The 12528-nt window shown below is 52.5% G+C and carries 13 protein-coding genes; 7 read left to right on the plus strand and 6 right to left on the minus strand.

From position 1 onward, the window contains the following. Positions 1-43 precede the first annotated feature (43 nt). The 5 genes from ACQ76X_RS03090 to ACQ76X_RS03110 form a co-directional block, all read right to left on the minus strand. The gene (locus ACQ76X_RS03090) at positions 44-577 is read right to left on the minus strand and encodes a GNAT family N-acetyltransferase (RefSeq protein WP_438491419.1); all 534 of its coding nucleotides are present in this window, start codon (positions 575-577) and stop codon (positions 44-46) included. A gap of 254 nt (positions 578-831) precedes the next feature. Continuing rightward, positions 832-1113: a Dabb family protein gene (locus ACQ76X_RS03095; protein ID WP_438491420.1), complete on the minus strand. Its 282-nt coding sequence runs from the start codon at positions 1111-1113 to the stop codon at positions 832-834. Continuing rightward, entirely contained in the window at positions 1110-2237 is a 1128-nt protein-coding gene (locus ACQ76X_RS03100; protein WP_438491422.1) for a hypothetical protein, read from the minus strand. The genes ACQ76X_RS03095 and ACQ76X_RS03100 overlap by 4 nt, the downstream gene beginning before the upstream one ends. Before the next feature lie 93 nt (positions 2238-2330). Further along, complete coding sequence (locus ACQ76X_RS03105; protein WP_438491424.1) at positions 2331-2618, minus strand: hypothetical protein; 288 nt, start codon at positions 2616-2618, stop codon at positions 2331-2333. Between the two features lie 20 nt (positions 2619-2638). After that, a complete protein-coding gene (locus ACQ76X_RS03110) occupies positions 2639-3169 on the minus strand; it encodes a hypothetical protein (protein WP_438491426.1) in 531 nt (176 codons plus the stop codon). 211 nt (positions 3170-3380) lie between these two features. On the opposite strand from ACQ76X_RS03110, the gene ACQ76X_RS03115 reads away from it, so the two are divergent. Then, positions 3381-3599 (plus strand): hypothetical protein, encoded by a 219-nt coding sequence (locus ACQ76X_RS03115; protein ID WP_038595062.1) that lies wholly within the window; start codon positions 3381-3383, stop codon positions 3597-3599. Between the two features lie 245 nt (positions 3600-3844). On the opposite strand, the gene ACQ76X_RS03120 is transcribed toward ACQ76X_RS03115, so the two are convergent. Continuing rightward, the gene (locus ACQ76X_RS03120; RefSeq protein ID WP_438491428.1) at positions 3845-4801 is read right to left on the minus strand and encodes a pectinesterase family protein; all 957 of its coding nucleotides are present in this window, start codon (positions 4799-4801) and stop codon (positions 3845-3847) included. A 163-nt stretch (positions 4802-4964) separates the two neighbouring features. Between ACQ76X_RS03120 and ACQ76X_RS03125 the strand changes: the two genes are divergently transcribed. The 6 genes from ACQ76X_RS03125 to ACQ76X_RS03150 all read left to right on the plus strand — a co-directional run bounded on the left by ACQ76X_RS03125 (position 4965) and on the right by ACQ76X_RS03150 (position 12243). Beyond that, entirely contained in the window at positions 4965-5960 is a 996-nt protein-coding gene (locus ACQ76X_RS03125; RefSeq protein WP_438491430.1) for a LacI family DNA-binding transcriptional regulator, read from the plus strand. Between the two features lie 159 nt (positions 5961-6119). Continuing rightward, on the plus strand, positions 6120-7535 hold the full coding sequence (locus tag ACQ76X_RS03130; protein ID WP_438491431.1) for a tagaturonate reductase: 1416 nt from the start codon (positions 6120-6122) through the stop codon (positions 7533-7535). Positions 7536-7670: 135 nt separating this feature from the next. Further along, positions 7671-9158, plus strand: a complete 1488-nt coding sequence (locus ACQ76X_RS03135) for a UxaA family hydrolase (RefSeq protein WP_438491433.1) — start codon at positions 7671-7673, stop codon at positions 9156-9158. A 42-nt stretch (positions 9159-9200) separates the two neighbouring features. Continuing rightward, a complete protein-coding gene (uxaC, locus tag ACQ76X_RS03140) occupies positions 9201-10601 on the plus strand; it encodes a glucuronate isomerase (protein ID WP_076108807.1) in 1401 nt (466 codons plus the stop codon). 72 nt (positions 10602-10673) lie between these two features. Next, a complete protein-coding gene (locus tag ACQ76X_RS03145; protein WP_438491435.1) occupies positions 10674-11378 on the plus strand; it encodes a rhamnogalacturonan acetylesterase in 705 nt (234 codons plus the stop codon). A 22-nt stretch (positions 11379-11400) separates the two neighbouring features. Next, the gene (locus ACQ76X_RS03150; RefSeq protein ID WP_438491436.1) at positions 11401-12243 is read left to right on the plus strand and encodes a sugar phosphate isomerase/epimerase family protein; all 843 of its coding nucleotides are present in this window, start codon (positions 11401-11403) and stop codon (positions 12241-12243) included. Positions 12244-12528 lie beyond the last annotated feature (285 nt).

Consider the following 12528-nt stretch of genomic DNA (forward strand, 5'->3'; position numbering starts at 1 on the left):
TAGGATCGTATCTTTGAAATTACTGTACTTAGAGAACTCTTGCTCATTTTACGATGGAATATACATTTGTGTCATGCGGCTTGCCGTCCTGGACCATATAGTTTCTTAACAGCCCCTCTTGCTGAAACCCCAGTTTAACCAGCAGCGCTTTAGAGGCTTCATTTCCAGTGAATACTACAGCGCCGATCCGGGTCAGCTCCATTCTTTCGAAGCCATAAGCTAGAACCCTGGACACCGCTTCCGCGGCATAACCTTTGCGCCAAAAATCCGGATTGAGCTCATAGCCAATTTCGGCCCGTTGGTGCTTTGGTGACCAGGCGTTAAACCCGATCGTCCCGATAAGCCCTTTGCTGCCCTTAAGCTCAATGCCCCACCGGATACCTCGTTTGTCCCGGAAGCTGTCTGCGAAGAAATCAACATATTCCCCCGCCTGTGCAAGTGTCGTAAGCGGCTCCTGCCCATAGTAGCGCATGACCTCGCTGCTGGAAAAGCAGGCGAAGATCCCCTCGGCATCCTCTGCTGTAATTTCTCTTAATCTAAGCCTGTCCGTCTCCAATACAGGAAATTCAAAATTCACTTTATCCCCCCCCCAATATAAATTGAACTTATAATTCTTCTATTTTGGGACTGGCCGTGACTACAGAGAATGTTTGGACTTCCGGCCGCTGTTAGGTTTGGATTTTCTGATTTTAACCGCGAATCGCGGTAGAAATCCAAACCTAAAGGCGAACGCTACCGCTCCTCCAGTTCCAAAATTCCCCTCCGCCACTTTTCCCTACATGTAATCTTAAGTTCAATCTATATAGTAGGCACTCCTCTCTTACCAGTAGCTCACGATTCATAGCAGAGGGAGGCTGACGATTCCAGCACGCCCGCAATGTAGCCGGACACCTCAAGATGATAAGGATGCACCAGATAAGCCTCCATGTCCGCCATTGATGCATACTGAACGATTAGCATAAGATCATACGGGCCGCTTCGGACATCAACCTCCACTTTCAGATCGCGGATATGCTCTATTCTCTCGCGCATGCCAAGCAATACCTCTCTTGTCTTGGCTATGCTGCCCGGACTGCTGTCCTTCAGCTTAATTAATAAATTGTTGATAATCACAGCCCGATATCCCCCTTGTCCTGCTTCTCCAGTTGCAGCATGGCCGAAGCAGCTTCGCGTCCGTTCACCAGCAGCGTTATCCGGTGTTCTCCCGGATAATGGCGGCGGGTCGTCAAATCACCCCAGCGGTGTGTCCGTGTGGCCTTTAATGTACTTCCGCCGGGCACTGTTTTATCGGACAGGAGAAATAATTTGCGTGATGTCTTTCCTCCTGCTTTCACAAAATCAATGCCATATTCAATCCGGATTCGCACAGGGCCGCCTTGAGCAATATCAAGGCTGTATCGCAGTTCGCAGCTTCCCCCAATCTGCACGATAGCCGGATCGACGGAAAGCGAGGCATCGGCAACAAGCGGTGTGTCCACCGCTTCAGCCGCATATCCAAACAGCGCCATAATTTCCGGGACCGCCTTGCGGATCAGCGAACGGCAGGCATGCCGCACAATCCAGTCCGTGTACTCATTCTCACCTTTCCAGCGCTGGGCAATCCCGATGACAACATCAGGATGATCCTTCGCGATATCGTTCAAATTGTTGGCCACACTTTTGCGCACATACAGTGACGGGTCAGCCTTCAGCCGTTCCAGCACCGGCAGCACCGGAGCCGGATCACGCTTGAACATCGGCAGCGCCTGCCCCCACGGCAGACGAGGCCGGCTTCCCTCACTGGCCAGCCGCCGCACATGCTCACTGGAATGGCCGGACCAGCGCAGCATCTGCGCCATCATCCGCTGCGGATCGCGCAGCAGGAAGGGACGAACGGCAAATTCCGCCGACGATCCTCTTGTGAATCGCTCCAGTGCCGCCATCGACCGTTCCCAGTGTTCCTCCGCCTGCCCGTACACCTCGACAAAGTCGGGGAAGATCAGGTACGGAAACCCTACACATTGAGCATCTATTGCATACAGAATATCCAAGGCGTCCTCATACCCCGGGGGCAAAAAAGACCCAAGCGTCTCTGTAATGCGCCGCATCCGTCCCTTAAGCTCCAGTTCCTCCCAAGGCGCCTTCATCGCCGACTGGACGAAGCCTTCCAGATCGAACAGCCCGTATACGGCTTTAATCTTTCCGCCGAAGCCGCGCAGAAATTCCTCGTTGTACATTGCTTTTAATGGTTCAGCCATACGTTGGTCTCCTCCTGCTGTTTCATTCAGACTCTCTGTCAGGAAAGCGTAGCATAACGAACCAGACAGCCTTATGTCATGTTCATTTAAGGGTCAAAAGAACGCCTCGGGATACCTCAGCTCACCTTTGATGTCCCCCAGCTGGCCTTCCTGTAACTCATACACCTGGAATACCTCGTCCGGCACCTCAAATTGCTTCAGCTCCAGCCCAAATGCACGTGCTGGTGTAAAGCCGAATTTGGGATAATAGGAGGGATGGCCGATGACCGTCTCATCCTCCACAGCCACAATGGAAAGCTCAGGAATGAAGTCTGCGGACTCTCTTATTCTTTCAATCAGCCTCGATTCATCCTCGCGGTTTCCAAAAGCCCGGTAATTCAAATCAAATACCTTTGCTTGCTTTAATTGATCAGCACTTCTACCTCTTCAATGCTTTTTTTCGCTCTGCTGTTCAGCCCACGCTTATCCTTAAGTCCAAGCGACTGCAGTTCATGTCCGGGATCTATGACCAGCGGCTCTGCAATCACAGACTCAAGCAATTGAACCGTTGTGCGGCAAGCGCTGAACAAAAGATCGCGGGGAATGACCCCTTTATTCGAGCGGATGATTCCCACCAGATTTTCGGCATACATCAGCCGGACGATGCTGTCGGCGCTGAGCAGGTTGCGGGCAGCGAAGGAAGCTGTATTTTCTACGATAACAGAATCCTGGAACTGTCTGGAAAGTGCATCGAGTGCGGACACCGCCTCCCAATCACGGATCGACAATTGCTGCAAATAACCGGTTACCATCTCCTGAAACCATTGCAGCTCCATTTCCCTTGGGATTTCATATTGCTTGTACTGCTCCAGTACACCTTCACGGTGCATCTGCACAAAGCTGCCCAAATAACGGGCAAAACATTCTTTTGCTTGCTGTGTCAGGTCATTCATGAGGGTTCCACCTTGTTCTGTAGATTGTATTTAATAAGGATTATAGGGCTCAATATGCTTAAGACTGGACTCGCGGATTCCAACCACAGTATTATTTTCGCAAATATTACAAATTAAATCCTATTTTCAAAACTCACAGCCTGTCGTAAAATGATTGAAATGACTTTATGGAACGATTAAAATTCGAGCTGATAAACGGAGGAACGGGACTATGCCGCAAACACTTGTTAAAAATGCCGATTTTTTTGTTGCTGCCTTGTCGCAGACCTTTGTGTCCGCGCTGCAGCTTGACCCCGATGGAATGTACTCCCAGGTAGGCTTCGGGATTGTTGAGAAATTCTCCGAAGAGTATGTACGCTTAAAAAGATTCGACGGCTCCATCTCGCACTATGACAGGGATATTACGAAGTTTCAGCATAACAAGGCCTAACGCACCGCACATAAGCTTTATTTTAATTTCCCCTTTTCAGGGCAATTCCCCTGCTTTTTCTAGTAAAACAATAACTATCCGGATTTAAAGATGACCCCAACGCAAAAAAGCGGACACTTGATTTGACACGGTGTCCACTTTTTATGCCCTTGCAGCGGGCTATGTTACCCCTGCATTTGCTTCAGCTCATAGAAGGCTCCCCGGCGGCTCATCTCATAAACAATTGTTCAAAATCGGGCAGGGAATTACACTTTCCAAAAATCCGTACCGGCAAAAACCTGCTCTTTGCCCGGCGCCTCTTCCCCCATGTCCGGCAAAATAGCCCAGCTTACACGCTGTTTCCTCAAAGGGTCAGCCTTCGCCAAACCATATTCGCGGTAACGGACGGTCCCTTCATTGGCCGGATCCTCCCAGTTATCCCAACCGCTTGGATGAATATGCCCGCCCATGCGGCAATTCACCATCTCCGTCTTGGCATAGCCGCGCCAGGGACGGCCCAAATACACTTCATCCACATCCGGGGCAGCTGTCAGGTAACAATCCTTGAACAGGTAGCCGTAAGGCTGGCCCGGCGGTGTGGAGCCTGCCGTGATATAGCCAGGACCATCGTTATAATGCCGCAGGCTGCGGATTTCGCAATGCTCGAAATAAGCCGTCGCACCGCCAAAAATAAAATCTACCGTACCTTCTATGTAACAATGGGTGTACAGCTGGCGGTAATGGTTATGCCGCTCTTTGAGGGGGATTCCTCCGAAAGCTCCCCCCTGTTTGTTCGCCGGAGGCAGCGGGCCAGTAAACAGGGTATCCTGGTGCCCCTTTAAGATACAGTTGCGGAAAACCGTTTCGTCGCAATGTGCATATACTGCAAGCGCTTGCCCAATTTCAGTGCCTTGCCCGGCCGTATTGGATAGGGTCAGGTTTTCCAGCACCAGCCTGCTCCCACCCAGAAACAAGGTCGGAGTGGCAAAGGTGCCCTGTTCCTCTCCAGTCACATCTTTCTGCCTTGCGTAACGGTTGTTGGTAATCTCTACTTGTCCGATGCCCTTGATCGTCAGGTCCGAACGATAGATCCGCACAGCCTCCTCATAAATACCAGCCAGAATATACAACGTCTCCGCTTTACCTGAAGGCAGCCGTTCAAGCGCATCAACCGCCTCCTGGATCGAATGAAAATCGCAAAAGCCCTCTTTGCCCACCAGCATTTCATTTTCCTCCTCTTCCGTCCGCAAGCAAATAAATTATAGCGCCCGGGAGCGTATTCTGCCAGTATAAATTTTAACGTGTGCATTTCATAAATCGCTTGACTTGATCCCGTTCAGGAACTACACTGGAATCGTTAACAATTCTATTTCCCGGAGAGATATTATGATTACTATCAAAGATATTGCACGTGTTGCCGGCGTTTCCCATACCACCGTTTCCAGAGCACTAAACGGCAGCCCGCTAATCAAGAAAGTAACCCGGGACAAGATCGAGAAAATCGCCGCGGAAATGAATTATGTGCCGAACTACAGCGCCAAAAGCCTGGTCACCAAACGATCCTTTACCATCGGGCTGTTCTTCTCCAGTATTGATCAGGGAACATCGTCCAGCTTTCTGGTCGACGTCATTAAAGGGATCAGCCATGTGCTGGATGAGAACTTTAACCTGACTGTGAACGGAATTGACGGCGTTCACAATTACGCCAACATTCAGCCGCAGCGCTTTGACGGTATTCTGGTCATGAGCCAGAGCGACGAGGATAACGCTTTTATCTACCATGTCAAAACAATGGGCATCCCGCTTGTGGTGCTGAACCGCCAATTGGAGGATCCCGGCATTATGAACGTGGTGGCCAATGACCGCGAAGGTGTGAAGGAAGCGATCGACTATGCCGTAACACAAGGGCATCAGCGTTTTGCAATTATTGAAGGCAAACCCGGCTTCAAGTCCTCAACCGAGCGCAAACAGGGCTTCATAGATAGCCTGATCGCCCACCAGCTTCAGCTGAATTCAAGTTATTTTGCAGCCGGTGATTACAGCATTGAAAGCGGATATGCCGCAATGTCTACCCTGCTTGAGTTGCCAGATCACCCTACGGCCGTCTTTTGCTCCAATGACGATATGGCTATCGGCGCCATGAATGCCTGCTATGCCCGTAAGGTCAGCATTCCGCAACAGATTTCACTCATCGGCTTCGACGATATTATGTTCGCCCGCTACACGAATCCGGCATTGACTACGGTCCGCAAGCCTATTGCCGATATCAGTGAGCTCGGCACCAAGATGCTGATTCAGCTCCTGCAGCAGCCGGAGACCAAACCCCAGCAGTTGTTCGTCAAGACTTCCCTGGTCGTACGGGACACGGTCGCAGAAATTTAGGGATGTGGAAGGATCTGCCCGACCCCTGCCCTGCCGGTCAAATGCGCTCCGGCAGAGCAAATACCGGGTCCCGGTATTGTTTAAAAAAGAGCCTCTCTTTTTTAAAATAAAATGTTAACGTGTGCATATAACTATTTGAACTCAAAGGAGATCAAACCAATGTCGACAAACCGTTTATCCCGAAGCACTCATCCCCATCTGCCCCTGCATCCCGAACGGATGATTCAGTTCGGTGAAGGCAACTTTATGCGCGCCTTCGTAGACTGGCAGCTGCAGCAAATGAACAATCAAGGACTCTTTAACGGAAGTGCAGTGTTGGTTCAGCCGATCGAGCAGGGTCTTGGCGGGCTGATGGCCGCCCAGGATAACCTGTACACTGTACTGCTAAACGGAATCATGCAGCAGCAGCCTGTGAATTCACGCGAGATCATCTCCAGCGTCAGCCGGGTGATTAATCCCTATACCGATTATGAAGCTTATCTCGCTCTGGCTGAGGACGATGGGCTGGAATTCATCACTTCCAACACCACTGAAGCCGGGATTGCCTATCATCCGGGCGACCGCGCGGACGGTACGCCGCCGAAGAGTTTCCCGGCCAAGCTGACAGCGCTTCTGCACCGGCGTTTTCAACTGGGCAAAAAAGGCTTCGTCATCATCCCTTGTGAGCTCATCGACCGCAACGGTGAGAAATTGCGGCAAATTGTGCAGCAGTACGCTGCGGAATGGAACCTGGGTGAAGCCTTCCTGCAATGGCTGGAAAAGGAGAATACGTTCTGCTGCAGTCTGGTAGACCGGATTGTACCGGGGTATCCCCGCGATAAAGCCGCGGAGCTGGAGGCTGAACTTGGTTATCTCGACAACCTGATGGTGACCGCTGAACCGTTTCTATTCTGGGTCATTGAAGGCCCGGCATGGCTTACAGAGAAGCTGCCGCTGGCGGAAGCCGGACTGAATGTCGTGGTGACAGATGATATGACACCTTACCGTGAGCGAAAGGTTCATCTGCTGAATGGCCCTCATACGGCGATGGTGCCACTGGGCATGATGGCCGGCCTTGAGACGGTTGAGGATGTGATGAATGACGAAACGTTCTCCCTGTTTGTACGGGAACTGATAGAGGAAGAACTGATCCCGATGCTGGATCTGCCGAAAGAGGAGCTTCTGCCTTATGCTGACGCTGTGCAGGAGCGGTTCAAGAACCCTTTTATCCGTCATGAACTTACATCCATTTCCCTGAACAGCATCTCCAAATTCAAAACCCGGCTGCTCCCTGTGCTGCTAAAGTACCAGCAGGAGCGCGGCAAGCTGCCGGAGCTGATTACCCTCTCCTTTGCCGGCCTGCTGCTCAGCTACCGTGGAGACCTTGTGGCGCGTCAGGAAAGTCCGGAAGTACTGGCCATTTTTGATGAAGCGTGGAGCAATCCTGTCAACTTCGTTCAGGCGATATTGAAGGACGAGAGCCTGTGGGGCGAAGATTTGTCGCAGGTGCCGGGCCTGGCAGAGGTGCTTGCGTCCCATCTGCAGAAGCTGGAAAGCTCGGACAGCCGGGCTGCACTGGAGCAGTTTGTAAGCTGAGACTTCTACCCTTGGCAGGTAAATGAACGATAGGCGGACTAACAATCACAGCTTCTTCTAAAGGTTCCAAAGCAAGCTTTAGAGGAAGCTGATCAAGGAAGTTAATGAAATCACCATACTTTTAGGAGGGACAGCATGAAGCGTCTAATGAAAATGAATCCCCGGGATACGGTAGCTGTGGCGCTGCGCCCCATTTCCGCCGGAGAAGAGCTTGTTTTTGAGGGAATGACTCTTAAGGCAGTCCAGGACATCCCGCAGGGTCATAAAATGGCGTTGACCAGCTTTGCGGCGGATGACGTCATTACGAAATATGGTTATCCTATCGGCCACGCGATTGCTCCGATTCAAGCGGGCGAATGGATTCACACGCATAACATCAAGACGAATCTGGCGGGTGAAGAGGAATATGAATACGTGCCCGATCTTCATCCGGTCACTTACCCTTCCCGTGATTTGACCTTTCAGGGCTACCGCCGGGCAAACGGCAAGGTCGGCATCCGCAATGATCTGTTTATTATTCCCACAGTAGGCTGTGTGAACGGTATCGCCGAGCAAATGCTGCAGGAATTCAAGGCTGAACATCCGGATATGGGAACCTTCGACAACTTTACCGTGCTTAAGCATCCTTACGGCTGCTCCCAGCTTGGTGATGACCACCGGATGACCCGCAGCATTCTGCTGGATGCCGTGAATCATCCCAACGCCGGGGGTGTGCTCGTCTTCGGTCTCGGCTGCGAGAACAACATCGTCTCCGAGTTCCGCAGCATGCTGGGTGATTATGACGAGAAGCGGGTCAAATTCCTCGTCGCCCAGGAAGTGGGTAATGAAGTGGAAGCAGGTCTCACGCTGCTGGAGGAACTGTATGAAGCAGCTAAGAATGATGCCCGTGAGACAGTTCCGCTCAGCGAGCTGAACATCGGGCTGAAATGCGGCGGCTCCGACGGGTTCTCGGGCATTACCGCCAACCCGCTGCTGGGCGCTTTTTCCGATTTCATTATCTCCCAGGGCGGAACCTCGGTACTGACCGAAGTGCCTGAAATGTTCGGAGCGGAGAAAATGCTGATGGCCCGTGCGGAAAGCCGTGAGGTCTATGAAGATATCGTATCCCTGATCAATAACTTCAAGCAATACTTCCTGTCTTACGGGGAACCGGTCTATGAGAACCCTTCTCCCGGCAACAAAGCCGGAGGCATCAGCACGTTGGAAGACAAATCGCTGGGCTGTACCCAGAAGGCAGGAACCTCTCCTGTGGTGGATGTGCTGCAATACGGTGTTAAGCTGCGCAAAAAAGGGCTCAGCCTCCTGCAGGCGCCGGGCAACGATCTGGTGGCCGCATCTGCGCTGGCCGCATCGGACTGCCAGCTGGTATTGTTCACAACCGGCAGAGGAACTCCATTTGGTAGCTTTGTGCCTACGGTTAAGGTGGCGACCAACAATGAGCTTTTTGCCAAAAAAGGCCATTGGATGGATTTCAACGCCGGTCCGCTGCTGGAGGTCCCGATGGCCGATGTGCTTGAGGAGTTTATCGACTATATTATCGATGTTGCCAGCGGCGAAAAAACACGGAATGAACAAAACGAAGTGCGCGAGCTGGCTATTTTCAAAACAGGAGTCACGCTATAATACCCTATTTCCATTCCAAATCCATGCAAAGGGAGCGTCATTATGTTTTTAAACGATGATTTTCTATTAACAACCGATACCGCACGGCTTCTGTTCCATCAACATGCCAAAGCTATGCCCATTATTGATTACCACTGCCATCTCGATCCAAAAGAGATTTATGAAGACCGTGCATTCAGCAACCTGACCGAGGCCTGGCTCTACGGAGATCATTACAAATGGCGGCTGATGCGTGCCAACGGGGTTCCGGAATCGCATATTACCGGAGATGCCTCGGATTATGACAAGTTTCTGGCCTGGGCCCGGACCGTACCGCAAGCCGTAGGCAACCCATTGTACAGCTGGACTCACCTGGAGCTGCGCCGTTTTTTCGGTATCCATGAGCTGCTCAACGAAACGTCTGCCCCGGCCATCTGGGAAGAAGTCAACCGCAAGCTGGCGGAACCGGCCTTCTCGCGCCGTGGACTGATCCGCAGCTCCAGAGTCAAGACCATCTGCACTACCGATGATCCGGCTGATACGCTGGAGTACCACCGGCTGTTAAAAGATTCAGAGACGGCCTTCAAGGTATTCCCTACCTTCCGTCCCGACAAGGCGCTGAACATTGACGCCGAAGGATTCCCGGCCTGGATCAAGCGGCTGGAAGAAGCATCCGGCTTAAGCGTGGTGTCGTATGCTTCGCTGCTGGACGCACTGAGAAACCGCGTGGAATTCTTCCATGAGAACGGCTGCCGCCTGTCCGACCATGCGCTGGATGTGCTGCGCTACCGTGCAGGTGAACCTGCTGATGCTGAAGCCATCTTCGCCAAGCGGCTGGAGGGCGGAATCCTCTCGCCGGAGGAGATCACACTCTACCGCACGGAGCTGTTGTCGGCTCTAATCGGGTTTTATCACGATAAAGGCTGGACGATGCAACTGCATCTGCACGCCTTCCGCAACAACAATACACCAATGTTCCGGAAGCTGGGACCGGATACCGGTTATGACGGCCTGAATGACCTGCCGCTGACCGAAGCGTTGTCTAAGCTGCTCGACCGCGCAGAATGCGGGACCGGCCTGCCGAAGACGATTCTTTATTCGCTGAATCCGGGCGATTATCCCGCCCTGCTGGCCTTGATGGGCTGCTATCAAAAGGACACGCCGGGCAAACTCCAGCTTGGCTCCGGCTGGTGGTACAACGACACCCGCAGCGGAATGCGCGAGCAGCTGACACTGCTTGCGGACAACAGCCTGCTGGGTAATTTTGTCGGCATGCTGACAGATTCCCGCAGCTTCCTCTCCTACACCCGCCACGAATATTTCCGCCGTGTGCTGTGCGGGCTGATCGGTGAACTGGCCGAGCGCGGTGAAGCGCCGGATGACGAAGTGCTGCTGGGTCAACTGGTGGAGAATATCGCGTATAACAACGCCGCCGGATTCTTCGGTTTTCCAGCCGGAGAATAAAGAAAAGCAGGCGCGATCAGCTCCGCAAGAGCTGGCGCAAAAACATTAATATGTAATGAAGGAGAATACTTCATGCCGACACTATATATCGCCGGTGACTCCACCGCAGCGCAGAAAGGTGCGGACCAGAAGCCAATGACCGGCTGGGGAGAATATCTTCAGGGCTATTTCGGCCCGGAAATCACCGTGGACAACCGCGCAATTAACGGACGGAGCACCAAATCATATCTCGAGCAAGGACGGCTCGCTGATATTGAACAGGATTTCCAGCCTGGTGATTTTCTGCTGATCCAGTTTGGCCACAATGACGAGAAGCAGGAGGATCCGGCCCGCTATACCGATCCCGGCAAGGACTACCGCCTCAATCTGATCACGTTTATTGATTCGGCCCGCAGCCGCGGCGGTTTCCCTGTCCTGCTGACCTCTGTCAGCCGCCGCCGCTTCACTCCGCAGGGCGATCCCGATCCGCTGGCGGTGGGAGCTTACCCGCAGGCGATGCGTGAAGTGGCGAAGCTTACCGGTACACCGCTGCTTGATATCTTCGCTTCTTCCCAGCAGCTCTACCGGAAGCTCGGTATCGAGGAGTCCAGACATTTATTTATGCATCTGCCCAAGAGCAGGCATCCCAATTATCCGGAAGGGATTACGGATGATACCCATTTCTCTAATGAAGGGGCCAAACAAGTGGCAGAGCTGGTAGCAGAAGCAATCCGCCATTCTGCAGACTTGTCCACTCTTATTCAACACATGCAACCATTGCAACAGAACCGGATTTAACTAAGAAAAGGGGATGTACCCTATGTCCGCACCGCTTCATCTTGGCATCCGCGCCCATGATTTTGCCCGGCTTCCTTTGCCGGAGCTGATCGCCAAGCTGGATCAATACCGCTTTAAGCATATTCAGTTTGCGGTACGCAAATCTTTTCCCGAAAGCGTCCCCTCTCTGGCGGCATTAAGCCCGGGAACGGCGGCATACTTTGGCGAAGCGTTCCGGCAAGCCGGGGTCCGGATTGCTGTACTCGGCTGCTATGTGAATATCATTGATCCCGATCCCGGCAAAAGAGCACAGGCGCTAAATGATTTCAGCACCCACCTTCGCCTGGCACGTGATTTCGGAGCCAGCCTGGTAGGCACAGAAACTGGCAGCGTAGGCAAGGGCTATACAACGGATAACTTTACGGAGGAAGCCTTCCATGAGGTAGTCGTTTCGGTCAAGGCAATGGTGGCGGAAGCGGAACGTTTCGGCGTAACGGTAGGCATTGAGGCAGGCCAGAATCATCCCCTGCACTCTGCGAAGCTGACGAGGCGGCTGCTGGATCTGATTCCTTCCAATAATCTGCAGATCATTCTGGACTGCGCGAACCTGATGTCGCCCGATAATTACCGGCAGCAGGAAGCGGTCATTACCGAAGCACTTGAGCTGCTTGGGGACAGAATCGCGGTGATCCATCTGAAGGATTTCACGGTCCAGGACGGCCAAATCATCATTGTTCCTGTCGGTCAGGGACAGCTTAATTTCGCTCCTGTCCTCCGGTACATGAAATATACACGCCCGCACATTCAGGGCCTCCTGGAGAGCACTACTGAACCGCATCTGCGGGAAAGTGTAGATTTCCTGCAGCGGTTATACAGCGAAGTCTAGCGAAACGCTGTATCTCTTAGGATGATGCAAACACATTTCAGGACCGATTTACCGTGTCTAATATGCCGGATGATTCCAGAACATGCACTCTGAAATCATCCGGCGCTGCAGTTGAATGCTCGGGCTCTCTGGAGTCCCGGGCATTTTTATGTAACGACGCACGGTTCGATTTTAACCAATGCTGCTGTGACTCCCCGTCCCCGCCCCGCTGCGCGTAATCTATAACTCATGAAACTGCCGCTTGTTACTGATGGGGAATCATGGGTACAATTATTAGAAACGCGT

Origin of the sequence: Paenibacillus sp. IHBB 3054, from assembly GCF_051594305.1 — a bacterium.
In the GTDB taxonomy this organism is placed as follows: domain Bacteria; phylum Bacillota; class Bacilli; order Paenibacillales; family Paenibacillaceae; genus Paenibacillus_AQ.